Source organism: Desulfovibrio sp., assembly GCF_041907885.1.
Lineage (GTDB): Bacteria > Desulfobacterota > Desulfovibrionia > Desulfovibrionales > Desulfovibrionaceae > Desulfovibrio.
The window spans coordinates 199,246-215,288 of sequence record NZ_JAYRGM010000003.1; the positions used below are offsets into that span (position 1 = coordinate 199,246).

Sequence of the window (16,043 nt, forward strand, 5' to 3'; positions counted from 1 at the left end):
GAAACGCATATGAATCGCAGAAAATTCCTGGCCATTATGGGAAGCGCGGGCGTGATTTCGGCATTGGGCACTGCCAAGGTGGCCAATGCCGGGGTACACACCTTCCCCTATTATGCAGACAGCTACGGCGTTCTGCATGACACCACGCGCTGCATCGGCTGCCGCCGTTGCGAAGAAGCCTGCAACGCGGTGAACCACCTGCCCAAGCCCAAAAAGCCCTTTACCGACCTTTCGGTTACCTCCACCCACCGCCGCACCTCGGCCTATGAGTGGACGGTAGTTAACAAGTACAACGTCAACGGCAAAGACGTGTTCCGCAAGTTGCAGTGCTTCCACTGCAACGACCCGGCCTGCGCCTCTGCCTGTTTTGCCAAATGCTTCCAGAAGCAGCCCGACGGCAGCGTGACCTACGAAGGTTCGCAGTGCGTGGGTTGCCGGTACTGCATGGTTGCCTGCCCCTTCTACGTGCCTGGCTTCCAGTACGACGAAGCGTTCGATCCGTTGGTGCAAAAGTGTACCTTCTGCGAACCCCGCCTCAAGGAAGGCAAGCTGCCCGGCTGCGTTGAGGCCTGCCCCATGGACGCCCTGACCTTTGGCCGCCGCAGCGACCTGCTCAAGATCGCCCGTGCCCGCATGAACGAAGCCCCCGGCAAGTACGTAAACTACGTTTACGGCGAAAAAGACGCCGGTGGTACTGCCTGGATGGTGCTGGCCCCTGCCATTGAAGCCCCAGCTGTTGCCAAGGACGCCAAGGCCGCCAAGGGCCACGACGCTCACGGCGACACCAGCGAACTCAAGCAGCTTGGTCTCGACAAGCACCTGGGCGACCAGCCCATGGGCGAGCTGACCTACGGCGCTCTGGGTACTGTGCCCATGATTGTGGCCTTCTGGCCTGTGCTCTTTGGTGGCGCCTACGCCATGACCAAACGCCGCGAAGCTATGTACAAGGCGGAAAAAGACGCACACATCAAGGAGACCAAGGACGATCTGTCAGCAGCTGTTGACGCAGCCGTGCGCAAGATCGAGGAAACCCAGGGTCCGGGTGCTGCCGACACAGCCCGCCGCGCTATGACCGATGCCTTGAAGGCTCGGGAAGCGGAGTGCTGCAAAGGGCACGGGGAGGATAAGTAAATGGCACACCACAGCATAGTTATTCCCACCAGGGACAAGCTGTTTAACATCAGCGAATTCCTGACGCCCACTCCTGGCAACATCATTACTGCCATCATTCTGACGGTGGGCTTTATTATCACCGTTATCCGCTTTACCGTGGGTATCGGCTCTGTAACCAACCTCAGCGATGTGATGCCCTGGGGCATGTGGATCGGCTTTGACCTTCTGTGCGGCGTGTGCCTTGCAGCAGGCGGCTACTTCACCACCGTGGCCTGTTACATCATGGGCATGAAGCACTTCCACTCTGCCGTGCGCCCGGCCATCACCACGGCCTTTTTGGGCTACGGTTTCGTGGTTGTCGCCCTGCTGTATGACCTTGGTCATCCGCTGCGTCTGCCCTTCATGTTCTTCTTCCCCGGTACGACCTCGGTTCTCTTTGAAGTGGGCCTGTGCGTGGCTACCTACGTTACGGTTCTGCTCATCGAATTCTCGGTTGCACCCCTGGAATGGCTGTCCTGCCGCTACCCCTGGCTGCTCAAGATCCGCAAGATCGTGATCAAGTGTACCATTCCCCTGACCATCTTCGGTGTGACTCTGTCCACCCTGCACCAGTCCTCGCTGGGTTCGCTCTACCTGATCGCCCCCGGCAAGGTGTTCCCCCTGTGGTACTCGCCCTTCATGCCCATGTTCTTCTTCGTGAGCTCCATGGCCGCTGGCGCGTCCATGGTTATCTTTGAAGGCATGCTGGCCCACCGTGGCGTACACCACTATATGGACAAAACCCATCTGCGCGAAGCGAACGATGTTTCCTTCAGCTTTGCCCGTGCGGCCTCGTTCATTTTGTTTGCCTACTTCATGCTCAAGCTCATCGACATGCTTGTGCAGGCCAACATTCCCTACCTCTTCACGGGCTACGGCGCGTGGTGGATGGTGGAAATGCTGGGCTTTGTGCTCATGCCCGCCCTGATCTACGCCAAGGGCGCGCGCGACCGCAACCTGACCCTGTGCCGCATTGGCGCCGTCAACACCGTGTTGGGCATCGTGCTGAACCGTTTCAACGTTTCCATGATCGCCTTCAACTACACGCTGCCTTCGGCTGAGCGCTACTTCCCCAGCATCTGGGAAATCTGCATCTCCATGTTTGTGGTGACCATGATCGTCACGGTCTACCGCTTCATCGTTTACAACATGCCGGTGCTGTACGAACACCCAGACTTCAAGGGCGAAGAACACTAAGCCGCGCTTAGGAGGAGAATCTCATGGAATTCAATACTTTTTATCAGTATTTTCTCTTCACCAAGAGCTGGGCTTATGTGATGATGTTTGTAGTGCTGCCCGTTTACGTGCTGTACTGGAACTTCGTCCTGTTCCCTGACAAAAAAGACCGCTCCAAGGGCTCCAAGCACTAGGCCTTAAGAGCAGAAGATCAAAGGGCGAGGCCGCGAGGCTTCGCCCTTTTTTATGCGCTGCGGCCAGTAGCCCACAAATTACAAACGGTTGGCCTCCCACGCCGTGAGCGATTACGCTGCATGCAGCGCAATGGCTCACACTAGATCAGTCCTGTTGTCAGGTTTTTTCCCTGGGGCCTTCCCAATTCTTACGAGCAATATGTTTTTGTCTTAAAATTCTTCACGAAACATCACAGTAATTGATACGTTTAGACCAGAAGTAAAATTTTACTTTTATGCTTGCCCACTTCCAAGACATGCGATATTATTTTTAGCATATGCACATGGCAATGACGCCACAAAGCTTTCCATAACAAGGAAAGCTGTTCTTTTTTGTGCGTCAAAAATATTTTATATCAGGAAAATGCAATGTTTTTCAGCGTTACATTTGCAAAAAACATCTCTCGCGAAGTCGCACAACTTCGCCGCTTTTTTGCACCCTGATAACGCCCATACAACCACATAAAAAAAGAGGGCGTACAGGTTACGCCCTCTTTTTTTATGCAACAGCCCGAGCAGCACCAAGGAGAACACCATGCAGCCATATCCCGCCATCACCCTTACCAGCCGCGATGCCGCCCGGCTGGAAAACCTGCTGGAGGGTCTGCCAGCCAACAGCTTTGTCGGTCAAAAAGCACTGGAAGACGAGATATACCGTGCCACCATTGTGGAACCGGAAGAGATACCGCCCTCGGTAGTAACCATGAATTCCACAGTGCGGTTTGCGGTGTTGCCATCGGGCGCAGAGCACCGCCTCAGACTTGTGTACCCCGGAAAAACCGATTCCAGTCAGGATACAGTATCGATACTGGCCCCTGTGGGCAGCGCCCTGCTAGGCTTGGCTGAGGGCGACGAAATACACTGGCCCAACCCCAACGGCGGAACACTGCACCTTGTGGTGTTTGAGGTAGAAGACCAGCCGGAACGCGCCGGGCGCTACGACCAGTAGCCCCGGCAGCCGCCCCTGGCTTGCAACCCAAACAATAACATCCATTCCCCACCGATGACTGGAGGCTTTATGGTGGACGTGAACGCGCCGCTGGGGCCAGAACTTGTGCCTGTCAGTGCTTTGTGCGGCAGATAATGGAATACCTCTCGCGTGCGCAGGAAGACAGGCTAAGGCCGGGCGTGACCTTTATCCGCCATGATTGCCGTGGGACTAAAGCGCGGCTGGCGGAACTATCCACAGAGCGGGGCCTTCCGCTCCATGCAGAACGCCGAGGCAATGCACAGGGGTATGGCACATCAATAATCCCGGCGGCACTGCTGCCGTTCGGCAAAGCGCCCTTGCGTCAAAACTGCCGCGCTGGTAAGCTGACTGTCTGCGATACGGTTGCGGCCTTGCCGCCGCACTTTCAATGATTATCTGCCTTCCAAGAGGTACCAAATATGTGTCTTGCCATACCAGCCAGAATTGAAGAACTTCAGGGCGAGGGCATGGCCCGCGTGCGCGTGGGCGAAAGCCAGACCTTTCTTACCGCTTCTGTCATGTTGCTGGCCGAAGAACCCAAGGTGGGTGACTATGTGATCGTGCATGCTGGCTTTGCGCTGCATGTCATGACACCGCAAGAGGCCGAAGACAGTCTTTCGGCGCTGCGCGAGCTAGCTCAGGCCCTTGAGGGAACACCGGCAAACTTCTGACCGTCACGGGCAGGCCTGCGCGCAAACAAAAAATCCGTGCTGGCCGCCCGTATATGGCAATGGCAGAAGACAGTGAAGCTGCCCATTAGCAATGGGCCAGCCAACATTTTTTGTATATTCTGAGCGCCGTCAGCCCACGCCAGCAGGATCACTGCATCCTGCTGTTCTTGACTTTACCCCGCTATTTGCCCACACTAGATCGATTTTTTCACCTTGCGATTATTGCCAAGTCCTTGAGTTGAACTGCGCCGGGAGCCAGCATGAGCGATTATAAGAAGACATTGAACCTGCCTCAGACCGCCTTTCCCATGAAAGCAAACCTGGCCCAGCGTGAGCCGGAGACCCTGAAAAAATGGGATACCATCAACAGCTACGAGGCCATGGTTGAGGCTTCTGGCAGCAAGGGAACCTATGTGCTGCACGATGGCCCGCCCTATGCCAACGGGCATATCCACATGGGTACGGCGCTCAACAAGATTCTCAAGGATATTATTGTAAAATCGCGCAACATGGCTGGCTTTGCCGCACTCTATGTTCCCGGCTGGGACTGCCATGGCCTGCCCATCGAGCACAAGGTCGAGCAGGAACTGAAAGAAAAAAAGAAGACCCTGCCCGCCCATGTGGTGCGCAAGCTCTGCCGCGACTACGCCGCCAAGTGGATTGACGTGCAGCGCAAGGACTTTCGTCGTCTTGGTGTGCTTGGCAACTGGGAAGATCCCTACATGAGCATGCGCCCCAGCTATGAGGCTGCCACCGCTCGCGAGCTTGCCAATTTTGTGGAAACCGGCGGCGTCATGCGCTCCAAAAAGCCCATCTACTGGTGCTGCTCGTGCCACACTGCGCTGGCCGAAGCCGAGGTTGAATACTACGACCACACTTCGCCCTCGATCTTTGTGCGCTTTCCGCTCAAGGACGACGGCCTGAAAAACGTTTTTTCCGCAGCCGACCCGGCCCACGCCTTTGTGGTCATCTGGACCACCACCCCCTGGACCCTGCCAGACAACATGGCGGTGTGCCTGCACCCCGAATTTACCTACGTGCTTGTGCAGGCTGGCGATGCCCAGTACCTGCTGGCCGAAGAACTGCTGGCCTCGTGCGCCGAGCAGTTTGGCTGGAGCGACCCGCAGATTCTTGGCCGCGCCACAGGCGACCAGCTTGAGGGCCTCAAGGCCCAGCACCCCTTTTATGACCGCGTGTCGCCCATCATTCTGGGCCAGCACGTTACCCTTGATGCGGGCACGGGCTGCGTACACACCGCCCCCGGCCATGGCCGCGAAGACTACGAGGTTGGCCTCAAGTACGGCCTCGAAATCTATTCCCCCATGGACGACGCGGGCCGCTTTTTGCCCACGGTAGAATTTTTTGCGGGGCTGAATGTTTTTGAAGCCAACCCCAAGGTCATCGAAAAGCTTGAAGAAGTTGGCGCATTGTTGCGCCAGGCCAAGATCAAGCACTCCTACCCGCACTGCTGGCGCTGTAAGCAGCCGGTCATTTTCCGCGCCACCACCCAGTGGTTTATCAGCATGGAAAAAAACGACCTGCGCGGCCGCGCCCTCAAGGCCATTGACGAACAGGTGCGCTGGATACCGGCCTGGGGCCGCGAACGCATCCACAACATGATCGAATTCCGGCCCGACTGGTGCATCTCGCGGCAGCGCCAGTGGGGTGTGCCCATCATGGCCCTGCTGTGCGAAGACTGCGGCGAAGCCTGGAACGACCCCAAGTGGATGCGCGACATCTGCGACAAGTTTGCCAAGCACCCCACGGGCTGCGACTACTGGTACGAAGCCGAGCTTTCAGAAATCGTGCCTCAGGGCCTTGCCTGCCCCCACTGCGGAGGCAACCACTGGAAGCGCGAAACCGATATTCTGGACGTGTGGTTTGACTCTGGCACAAGCTTTGCCGCCGTGCTTGAACAGCGCCCTGAGCTGGCCTACCCCGCCGACCTGTACCTGGAAGGTTCAGACCAGCACCGTGGCTGGTTCCACAGCTCGCTGCTGGTCAGCGAGGGCACGCGCCAGCGCGCACCCTACAAGTCTGTGCTCACCCACGGCTATGTGGTGGACGGCGAAGGCCGCAAGATGTCCAAATCCATTGGCAATGTCATTGCGCCGCAAGAGCTGATCGAAAAGTTTGGTGCAGAAATCGTGCGCCTGTGGGTTTCGTCTGTTGAATACCGCGAAGACATTCGCATTTCAGACGAAATTCTTGGCCGACTGGTGGATGCCTACCGCCGCATTCGCAATACCTGCCGCTATATTCTGGGCAACCTTGAGGGCATGGGCAAAAATGATCTGCTGCCGCTCAATGAGCTGCTGCCCCTTGACCGCTTTGCCCTTGATGCAGCCGCCCGCGTGCATGACCGTGTGCAGCAGGCCTATATGGATTTTGACTTCCACAAGGTCTACCACACCCTGCACAATTACTGCGTGACGGATCTTTCGTCCATGTATCTGGACATTCTCAAAGACCGCCTCTACGCATCCGGCGCAGCCAGCGCGGAACGCCGCTCGGCTCAAACCGCCATGTGGCACATGCTCGGCATGCTGCTGCGTGACATGGCCCCGGTGCTCTCCTTTACGGCAGAAGAAATCTACGCCCATCTGCCCGCAGGCCTGCGCGGCACAGAGCCCACGGTATTTGCCCTGCAACCGGTCGATTCCGCTCCCTTCCTGCTTGAAGAAGGCAAGCGTGACGACTGGACTGTGCTCACCGCCGTGCGCGGTGCGGTAACCAAGGCCATTGAGCCCATGCGCCGTGACGGCGTAATCGGCCACTCGCTCGATACGCGCGTGACCCTCTTTGTGGCCGATGAACTGCGCCAGCGCATTGACGGGCTGAACACCGATCTGCGCGCCTTCTGCATTGTTTCGCAGATTGCCATGCAGCCGCTTGAAGCTGCCCCGCAGCAAGCCTACCGTGACGAAGAAATAGCCGGTCTGGCCATTGGGGTGGAAAAGGCCCACGGAGAAAAGTGCGAACGCTGCTGGATTTACAGCACAGAGCTTGGCACGGATGCGGAGCATCCCACGCTTTGCCCACGCTGCGCCGCTGTCATCAAGGCAATGGAAGCGTAACAGGAATGCCAAGGCGATACAGCATACTCGGCATTGCGGCCATTGTTGCCCTGATTCTTGATCAGGCAAGCAAGTGGGCCGTCATGCAGTACATACCCGAACACCGGCCCATCACGGTTATTGCCGGGCTATTTGACCTGGTCAATATCCGCAACCGGGGCGCGGCATTCGGCTTTTTGAACAGATCTGACATCGAATGGCAGTTCTGGCTGTTTCTTGTTGCCACCATTGTGGCAGTGTGGGCCATCATTATGCTGGTGCGCAGCGCCGATGAAGACCCCTGGCTGTTTACGGCCCTGGGCCTTGTGATGGGCGGCGCGCTCGGCAATCTGGTTGACCGCGTGCGCTTTCGCGCCGTGGTTGACTTTTTGGATGTCTATTGGGGCGACTGGCACTGGCCTGCCTTTAATGTGGCTGATTCGGCCATATTTGTGGGTGCGGTGCTGGCCTGCCTGATTCTCTGGCGCAAGCCCCAGGCTGCTGCCAGCGGCAAGGGCGGCAAACCAACCCCCGACAAGGGAGGAACCGCATGATTTTTCATTGGTGGCATGTGCTTTTGGTAATGTTCCCCATGATTCCCACCTTGTGGAGCATTCTGCACATATGGGGACACGAGTTTGAAAACCCGCAACAGCGCGCCCTGTGGCTTGTGCTGGTAGTTTTTTTGCCGATTGTGGGTGGAATCATCTATATTTTCACCGGACGAAAAAAAGTTCTGGGAAAAGTGCAAAATTGAAAGAGGGTACTATGCGCACACTCCGTACTTTGTACATTCTGACTCTGGCCTGTGCGGCTCTGCCCCTGGGCGGCTGCATGGGTGGCAGCACCAGCAGCGGCAACGGCAGCGTATCACTGGAACAGCAGGTGCAGCAGCAGGACATGCAGCTGCGCCAGATGCAACCGGCCCAGGCCGATGCGTGGAACCAGCTCCAGACCTTGCGTCAGGAAGTAAACACGCTCAAGGGACAGCTTGACGATATACAGAATGCCGGCGGTGCGCATGCGCTCGTGGGCCGCGTGCGTGCGCACGATGAAGCCCTGCGGCAGGTTGAACGCAGCATGGCCCTGAACCTGAACCTGGGCGATCCCATGAGCAGCGGCGGCGGTTCTGCGCCTCTTGCACAGCTTGCCCCCCAGGCAGCCCCCCAGGCGGCCCCGCAGGCTGCGCCCGCCTTCAGCCAGCCCAACTACGGGCAGCCCTCTTACGGTCAGGCTGCTGCGGGCGGCATGGCGGCGGGTTCTGTGGGCTACGCGGCGGCGTCTGCTGGCGGCGATCAGGGTGCGGTTTCCACGCCGCCTCAGGGTGTCATCAATCCCAGCTCCAGCACCTGGGGCCAGCCCAGCCCCCAGCCTGAAGCCCCGGTTCAGGCCCCCAAAAAAGATATTTCGCTGGCGCTCTTTGATGCCGGTGTAAACTCCTACAATGCCAGAAAGTACGACGAAGCCCAGCGCTCGTTTACCGACTTTCTGAAAAACTACAAAGACCACAGCCAGGCCCCCGAAGCCCAGTATTATCTGGCCGAATGCTACTTCCAGCGCAACCAGTTTGCCGATGCGGCCCTGTCCTATGACGCTGTGATCAAGAAGTACCCCACTTCTTCCAGCGCGCCGGGTGCGTACCTCAAACAGGGTATCAGCTTCAGCAAGCTCAATCAGGCAGCTGCCGCCAAGGCCCGTCTGGAAGAACTTATCAAGAAATACCCCAACTCGCCCGAAGCGGCGCGCGCCAAGACGTTTCTCAAGACCAACAAGTAATCTCGCAAGCTCTGCCGTGTGCTTGCACGGCAGAGCAGTTTTATACATACCAACTCAACCGCGCCGAGCGCAAAGGGGACGGGCATGAGCGAAGAAAAGCCCGAAGCCGCCGTTTATAAGCAGATCAGCTCTGAAATGCGCCAAGGTCTCAAAGACATTTTTCAGCGCGTTTCAGCTGCTTCCAAAGGACAGCCACTGCCCCCCCCAAATCCCGACGCCTTGTTTCTTGAGGCTTCAAGCCAGCTTGATGAAGTGCTGAAAGACACAGAAGCCGCCACAATGTCCATTATGGAAATTGTTGAACGGCAACTGGATTTTCAGGAACAGAATGACGGCATTCTGAGCGCCCTGCGCAATGAGGCGGAGGACCCCGCGCGCATCATACAGCTTGAGACAAACAATTTTCGTCTGGGCAAAGATCTGACTACCCTGATGACGACCCTGAGCTTTCAGGACATTACGGGCCAACGCATCAAACGCGTTGTTTCTGCCCTTAACCAGATAGAAGCCATGGTGGTGGAGCTTTACGTTTCATCGGGCCTGCTGCTCGAAGCTGCGGAAAAAGATCCTACCAAGAATGTTCAGGAATTGCAGGACGAAGCGCGTCAGGCCGTTAAGGAATTCAACCAGGTACGCAATGAGCTTAAAGGGCCTGACAAGGCGGGGGTTTCTCAGGGAGCCATCGACGACATGCTCTCCCAGCTGGGGCTGTAAACCCGCATTGAACGACTCGCAGACAGCACACAGACACGATTCAAGGGGCGTTGCAAAACGCCCTTTTTTTGCGACCAATGGGCCAGCAGAAGGCTTGCCGGTATACCGGGATGTAGTGTTGCGGCCCCTTCCCGCTCACAGACCAACACCGTCTGAAGCTCCATAACATGGCAACCACTCAAAACCAGGGGATGCAGAGATCACTGACAGTGGTTACAGCCACTCCGGGTGCGGCAAGGTGCATCGGGCTTCCGGCGCTGACACCGGGCACTGCCGTTCAGTGTATCTCCGGCACAAAAATTTTGGGCACGCAAAACAACAAGGCCCCTTAAGGGGCCTTGTTGTAAACACCGGGGCACAGAACCCCGTGCAAATATTCAGCTTACTTCTGCTTGGCGGCTTCGCGGGCACTGGCAGCCATGTGGCAGGGGCGGCAGCCCTTGAACTTGGCACCGTATTTGGCGGGATTTTCCTGCGCCTTCTGCGAATGACAGCCGTAGCACGAGCGGTCGCCGTTCTTGGAATGGAAGGCCATGAACATGCTCATGGAGTCACGTTCACGTGCGCCAGGGGTGGCATGGCATTCGGTACAGGCAACGTAGCGGTTGTCACCGCTCACTTCGTGGTGGCAGTGCATGCAGTTGATGCCTTTATGAGCCGTGTGGGGAAACATGACGCTCATGCGAGCGGATGTGCCACCGGGAATCTCAATGGGCTTTTTGATGACCTGCGACATTTCCTTGATATCACGCGCCTGCGCCGCGCCAACCCACACCAGGCTCAACGCAAGCAGCAACAAGGGCACATATTTCATCAGTAAATCCTCCTACTGGGTTCGTACAGCTCAGGAGCCCGGCCCCCGACTCGCCATAGGCGGCACAATACCACCCTAACCACCAATCACCACGCCGGTTGTTTTACCTTAAAATGCCACCCATGTGCAATATTTAAAGATATCCACACCGGGGACATTTAATACATTAAAAACCGGCCCCAAACTCATACCCAACAAACGCTCTACCACCGTTGCCCAGGCCCAAGAGCCTTGGGCCACATGCTGCAACGGTTAAAACATGTTCCAGAACGATGGTTTGACCGGCTTGAGTTTTCTGCGAGCCGCCACCATATCCAGATGCATCATGCCAAGGGCAAGGGCATCAAGGTTTGGTATAAATTCGCGCTCGCGCAAGTCCACTGCCGGGCAATATGATTTACACTTGGTACACCAGTCGAGCCGCTCACCATGGGCAGCAGTGCCGCTTTCGCGCAGCAGTTCCATCACTCCACTGCCTTCCTCGCCGCATGCGGGGCAGGCACCGCGCCGAAACTTCCAGTCTGCGCCGCATGTGCCGCAATGCAGATGCTTTTTGCCGCCACCGCCAGCAAGAAAGGCATTCTTGTCATCAATGGCGGGCTTGTCCATCCAGCCCATGGTGGGCAGCGCGCCGCACATGGGGCAATAGCCCTGCCGCCACACATCGCCCGCTTCCCAGGGGGCCTCGTCGCCAGACGATGCCACAAGTGAGGTCAACGCGTGCAATACCGGCGAAATCACAAACCCTGCCGCAAAATGCAGCACCAAAGGATCCACCTCGATTTTTTCGGCCAGGCCCTCAATGGCTTTTTTGTTTCCCGACGCAACTGCTGCAACTAGTTCTTCAACGTGTTGCGCTACGGTATCGTCAGATTTCAAGAAAAAGTCTGCAAGCGCGTCTTTGTGCGGAACAACAGCGTCCATACGACTCAGCAGGGGCAGCAGCTTTTCTGCGCTTGTACGCACCGCCGGAGAAAAACCAGCAAACGTGGCCCCCGCCAGCAGCGATACCCCCTGATCCATACGATCGGTCTGGCCTTGCGGCAGCGCCGCTGCCTGCTCCTTGAGGTTTTCAGCCAGTACGCCAACCAGCTCTTCCTGTGCGGAAAACAGCGGTTCAAAGGAACGCAGCACCGGCGCAAGCACAGGACGCCATGCAATTACTTCTTCAAGAGTTTGGGCAACGGTTTGCCTTGTAGCAGCCATTAATACTCCATATGCCAGGGGTATGCCCCAGCCGCTCTCCAGAGCTGTTCGGCCATGAAAAATGTTTCAAAGCACCCCGGCAGCTTAACGCGTCAGCACGCGCAGCCGCACAAGCACCCAGGCCCAACACGCCCTATCCAGGTGATGCAAAAAACCGTGGGCCACACCAACAATGTATGCTTCGCACACAGAGTATGCGATCTTGCCGATCTTGCCCAAATGGTGAACCAAAGCGAAAGATTTGCCAAGCCCCCGCTCTGCATTTTCCGGCTCCCGCAGCCTAAAAAACTGCGGGAGCCTTGCACGCCAACCTTACATGAAGGCCGCGTGTTCGTAGTAGTGTTCTTTTTCTTCTGCCAGCAGGTAAATGACGCTCACGTCCTTAACATCTGCCAAAAAAGCCTTGGGGAAGGTTTTTTTGACGATTTCAAGCCGCTTTTTGGCCATGGGCAGAATTTCTTCCCTTTCACCAAAGGCCATGGTTCCGGTGGGGCATGTTTTGACGCAGATGGGCAGCATGCCTGCGGTCACGCGGTCAATGCACATGTCGCACTTGGTCAGACGCTTGGTCTTGGGATCAAGACGGGGGATGTTGTAGGGGCAGGCGTCAATGACGGCCTGCGCATCTTGCGGGCTCAGCTGGGCGCTTTTTTCGGTGGCGATAACCATACCGGTTTTGGCGTCCTTGATGATGGCCCCTGGCACTGCCATGTCGGCCACATCCTTGCAGATGGGCGTGATGCAATGGCGGCACTGGTCGGGAAAGAAGTTCCACACAACCGTGCCATCGGGTTTCATGCGCTCGCGAAAACGAACAATTTTAAGATTGTTGGGGTTCAGATCCGGCGGATTCTGATGTGTGCCGCGCTGCTTGGTTTCATTGGCAGGCAGGTCATGCCATTCCTTACAGGCCAACTGGCAGCCCCGGCATGCCGTGCACCGTGTGGTGTCGATCAAAAAAGTCTTCGGCATAGCAATGCTCCTTGACGGGCGCACTCCACGTAGGAGTGCGCCCGGCGTGTTAGCCTATTTCGGTCAGCTTATCAGCCTTGCGCAGATTGACGCAGCAGGCCTTGGATTCAGGAATGGTGGTGTTGGGGTCATAGGCCCCAACGGTCAGCCTGTTGGTGGAGTCGCCGCACTTGGGCGTTGTCCAGCCAAAGGCAAAGGGCATACCCACCAGGTGGATTGTTCTGCCCATAACCGTAAAGGGACGAATGCGCACCGTCACCATGGCGATGGCCTCGCATGTGCCGCGAATGCTTTCAAGAAGGACACCGTCGCCGTTCTTGATGCCCTTTTCCTTGGCCAGTTCCGGGCTCATTTCTACATAGAGCTGCGGTTCGGTTTCAAGCAGGTTGGGCACATTGCGCGTTTCACCGCCGCCGCACCAGTGTTCGGTGAGGCTGTAGGTGGTCAGCACATAGGGGTAGTTGGGGTCAGCCGGTGCGGCAATCTTGTCCATATCAGAGGTATGGAACTTGTACACCGGGCTGCTCAGCTGTTTGGAGAACGGATGGCTCGCCAGAGGCGTTTCCGCAGGCTCGTAGTGCTCGGGGAAAGGACCATCGGCGGGGCCAGCGGCAAAGAACTGCGAATGGCCGTCCTTTACCATGATAAAGGGCAGCTTGCCGCCCTCGTTGGCCATGGGCGGCCAGGGGCCGTCGGGCACGTCGCCCACCCACTTGGAGCCGTCCCATTCAATAACAGCACGCTTGGGATTGAAGGGCTTGCCGTTCACATCCACAGAGGCGCGGTTGTACAGAATGCGGCGGTTTACCGGCCAGCACCACGACCAGTTGGGGAACAGGCCAATGTTGGCCTGCATGGGCGTTTGGCTGGTGTTGCGGCGTTTGGACTTGTTGCCGTCTTCTTCAGTCCAGCTGCCGGTGTATATCCAGTTGAGCGACGAGGTTGTGCCGTCGTCCTTCAGCGCCGCAAAGGCGGGCACGAGCTGGCCGCGCTTGTACTGCTTGTCGCCCACCTTGGCATCGGCCCAGAAGAAACCGTTGATACGGCGGGCCCAGTCGGAAGCATCATACTTGTCCGGCCAGTTCATCTTGAGGATGGGCTCGGGCAACACGCCGCCTTCGGCCTTGTAGAGTTCACGGATATTGTTAAACAGGGGCACCACGATATCGGCAAAGTTACGGGCTTCACCGCCGGGTTTGACGCCCTGGTCAAACCACTGCAACCAGCGGCCGCTGTTGCTGATGGTACCTTCTTTTTCAATGCGGTGGGCCGAGGGCAGCAAGAACACTTCTGTTTTGCAGGCCTTGGGGTCCACGCCGGGACGCTTCCAGTTGTCTGTGGTTTCCGAATTATGCAGTTCGGAACACACAAGCCAATCCAGCTTGTCCAGAGCGGCACGCATCTTGTTGGTATTGGGGAAGCTGTTCATGGGGTTCACGCCAAAGATGAAACCACCGCGCATCTTGCCCTGATACACCTTGTCCATGGCAAACATGTACGAACAGTCTTCATTTGGCTCCAGCTTGGCCAGCAGGCCATAGCAGAAGTCGTTTTCAGGCGTGGCTTCGTCGCCAAACCAGCCCTTGAGCAAACTGGCAATATACTTGGGCCTGTTGCCCCACCAGTTGGCGCTGTTGGGCAGTTTGCTCACCGGCGTATTGGCCTTGTTGTAGTCGGCCAGCGCCTGCCACGGAGCCCTGGGGGTTCCGTGATAGCCGGGCAGGTTGTTGTACAGCAGGGCATGGTCGGTGGAGCCCTGCACATTGGGCTCGCCGCGCAGGGCGTTGATGCCGCCGCCAGCCACGCCAATGTTGCCCAGCAAAAGCTGGATCAGCGAGGAAAGGCGGATGTTCTGCACGCCCACGGTGTGCTGAGTCCAGCCCAGAGCGTACATGATTGTACCGGCCTTGTCGGGTCCGCCAGTGGCGCAGAATGCCTTGTAGACCTTGAGCAGATTCTCCTGCGAAACGCCCGTGATGTCAGAAACATTTTTGAGCGTGTAGCGGGAATAGTGCTGGCGCATCAGGTTGATGACGCAGCGTTCGTTCTGGAAGGTAGGATCGACTACAGGCTTGCCGTCGGCATCCATTTCCAGCGCCCACGTCTTTTTGTCGTAGGTGCGGGTGGCAGGATCATAGCCGCTGAAAAGACCATCGTTGAAAGCAAAGTCCTTGCCAACTATAAAGCCGGCGTGGGTGTACTTTTCAACGTAATCCTTAAAGTACAGCTTATTTTCCAGAATGTAGTTGACCATACCGCCAAGGAAGGGAATGTCCGTTCCCGAGCGCAAGGGCACATGGAAGTCGCACCGGGCAGACGTGCGCGAGAACTTGGGGTCAACGTGCATGAGCACGGCCCCGTTGTCCTTGGCCCGCATAACCCACTTGAAGGCGACAGGATGATGTTCAGCGGCATTGCTGCCGATAATAAGCACTGCATCGCTATTCTTGATATCGATCCAGTGGTTCGTCATTGCACCGCGTCCGAACGACTCTGCCAGAGCCGCAACAGTGGGGCTGTGTCAGACCCGTGCCTGGTGGTCCATATGGACAACACCCAGGCCGCGTATCGCTTGGTGAATGACGGCACATTCCTCGTTGGAGGCGTGCGAGGTTCCCATCCAGAAGATGGAATCAAGACGGTTAACCGTCTGCCCCTTGGCATTCTTGAGAATAAAGTCTTTGTCGCGGGTGTCTTTTACCCGGCGTGCAATCTGGGCAAGGGTCCAGTCCCAGTCCTTTTCCACCCAGTGATCGCTGTTGGGCGCGCGGTAAAGCGGCTTTTTCAGGCGGTGATCATTGGTGTACATGCTGAAGAGTGCCGCGCCCTTGGCGCAGAGTGCGCCCTCGTTGACGGGAAAATCAGGGTCGCCCTCTGTCGAAACAAGCTTGCCGTCACGCACATAGGCAATGACCTGGCAGCATACCGAGCAGAACGGACAGACGCTGATAACTTCCTTGGCGCCTTCTATTTTGAGTTTAACGGCGTAAGCCTGGGCCTCGCCCAGGTCGAAGCCCAGCTGCCCCAATGAGAGGCAGAGAACTCCCGCACCGACGCCCTTGAGGAAACTCCTCCGGGTGCTTTTCATGATGATACTCCTTTTTTTGGCCTGTCACACAGCGTAAGGGCCGAAAATGCAGATCGTGACCGACGCCCCGGCGAGGCGACGTCTCATAACAATATGTGGCTATTGCCTTAGCTCAGCATAGGTAACCGTTTCAGCATTGGCACATGCCAATAATAGTCTGTCGAAGCCCTGGTCAGCCCAGGCGCGGCGGTTGAAGCGGTAGCAGAATTCATCAA

At 57.1% G+C, this 16,043-nt stretch carries 14 protein-coding genes and 1 pseudogene; 10 read left to right on the forward strand and 5 right to left on the reverse strand.

The features are described 5' to 3' along the window. The first annotated feature begins 9 nt into the window (after nucleotides 1–9). The 10 genes from ACE3NW_RS03585 (at nucleotide 10) to ACE3NW_RS03630 (ending at nucleotide 9,748) form a co-directional block, all read left to right on the forward strand. Nucleotides 10–1,131, forward strand: a complete 1,122-nt coding sequence (locus tag ACE3NW_RS03585; RefSeq protein WP_374280438.1) for a 4Fe-4S dicluster domain-containing protein — start codon at nucleotides 10–12, stop codon at nucleotides 1,129–1,131. Further along, the gene (hmcC, locus tag ACE3NW_RS03590; RefSeq protein ID WP_374280440.1) at nucleotides 1,132–2,349 is read left to right on the forward strand and encodes a sulfate respiration complex protein HmcC; all 1,218 of its coding nucleotides are present in this window, start codon (nucleotides 1,132–1,134) and stop codon (nucleotides 2,347–2,349) included. It begins immediately after the preceding gene. Between the two features lie 23 nt (nucleotides 2,350–2,372). Further along, a complete protein-coding gene (gene hmcD, locus ACE3NW_RS03595; RefSeq protein ID WP_291330748.1) occupies nucleotides 2,373–2,522 on the forward strand; it encodes a sulfate respiration complex protein HmcD in 150 nt (49 codons plus the stop codon). A gap of 574 nt (nucleotides 2,523–3,096) precedes the next feature. After that, a complete protein-coding gene (gene rnk, locus ACE3NW_RS03600) occupies nucleotides 3,097–3,510 on the forward strand; it encodes a nucleoside diphosphate kinase regulator (RefSeq protein WP_374280443.1) in 414 nt (137 codons plus the stop codon). 440 nt (nucleotides 3,511–3,950) lie between these two features. Beyond that, the gene (locus ACE3NW_RS03605; RefSeq protein ID WP_374280445.1) at nucleotides 3,951–4,202 is read left to right on the forward strand and encodes a HypC/HybG/HupF family hydrogenase formation chaperone; all 252 of its coding nucleotides are present in this window, start codon (nucleotides 3,951–3,953) and stop codon (nucleotides 4,200–4,202) included. A 260-nt stretch (nucleotides 4,203–4,462) separates the two neighbouring features. Beyond that, nucleotides 4,463–7,279 carry an isoleucine--tRNA ligase gene (gene ileS, locus ACE3NW_RS03610; RefSeq protein ID WP_374280447.1) on the forward strand — a complete coding sequence of 939 codons (2,817 nt, stop codon included), beginning with the start codon at nucleotides 4,463–4,465 and terminating at the stop codon, nucleotides 7,277–7,279. A gap of 5 nt (nucleotides 7,280–7,284) precedes the next feature. Then, entirely contained in the window at nucleotides 7,285–7,812 is a 528-nt protein-coding gene (gene lspA / locus ACE3NW_RS03615; RefSeq protein ID WP_374280450.1) for a signal peptidase II, read from the forward strand. Continuing rightward, nucleotides 7,809–8,015 (forward strand): PLD nuclease N-terminal domain-containing protein, encoded by a 207-nt coding sequence (locus ACE3NW_RS03620; protein ID WP_374280452.1) that lies wholly within the window; start codon nucleotides 7,809–7,811, stop codon nucleotides 8,013–8,015. Before lspA ends, ACE3NW_RS03620 begins: the two co-directional genes overlap by 4 nt. Before the next feature lie 11 nt (nucleotides 8,016–8,026). Beyond that, nucleotides 8,027–9,034, forward strand: a complete 1,008-nt coding sequence (gene ybgF / locus ACE3NW_RS03625; protein WP_374280454.1) for a tol-pal system protein YbgF — start codon at nucleotides 8,027–8,029, stop codon at nucleotides 9,032–9,034. Nucleotides 9,035–9,118: 84 nt separating this feature from the next. Next, entirely contained in the window at nucleotides 9,119–9,748 is a 630-nt protein-coding gene (locus tag ACE3NW_RS03630) for a protein phosphatase CheZ (RefSeq protein WP_374280456.1), read from the forward strand. Nucleotides 9,749–10,130: 382 nt separating this feature from the next. On the opposite strand, the gene ACE3NW_RS03635 is transcribed toward ACE3NW_RS03630, so the two are convergent. From ACE3NW_RS03635 to ACE3NW_RS03655, 5 genes and pseudogenes are all read right to left on the reverse strand, one after another. Beyond that, on the reverse strand, nucleotides 10,131–10,562 hold the full coding sequence (locus tag ACE3NW_RS03635) for a cytochrome c3 family protein (protein WP_374280458.1): 432 nt from the start codon (nucleotides 10,560–10,562) through the stop codon (nucleotides 10,131–10,133). A gap of 252 nt (nucleotides 10,563–10,814) precedes the next feature. Continuing rightward, entirely contained in the window at nucleotides 10,815–11,768 is a 954-nt protein-coding gene (locus ACE3NW_RS03640) for a formate dehydrogenase accessory protein FdhE (RefSeq protein ID WP_374280461.1), read from the reverse strand. 312 nt (nucleotides 11,769–12,080) lie between these two features. Further along, nucleotides 12,081–12,740, reverse strand: a complete 660-nt coding sequence (locus ACE3NW_RS03645) for a 4Fe-4S dicluster domain-containing protein (RefSeq protein ID WP_374280463.1) — start codon at nucleotides 12,738–12,740, stop codon at nucleotides 12,081–12,083. A gap of 49 nt (nucleotides 12,741–12,789) precedes the next feature. After that, the gene (gene fdnG, locus ACE3NW_RS03650) at nucleotides 12,790–15,828 is read right to left on the reverse strand and encodes a formate dehydrogenase-N subunit alpha (RefSeq protein WP_374280465.1); all 3,039 of its coding nucleotides are present in this window, start codon (nucleotides 15,826–15,828) and stop codon (nucleotides 12,790–12,792) included. A gap of 99 nt (nucleotides 15,829–15,927) precedes the next feature. After that, nucleotides 15,928–16,043: pseudogene (locus ACE3NW_RS03655) on the reverse strand (IS1595 family transposase); the annotation flags it as partial.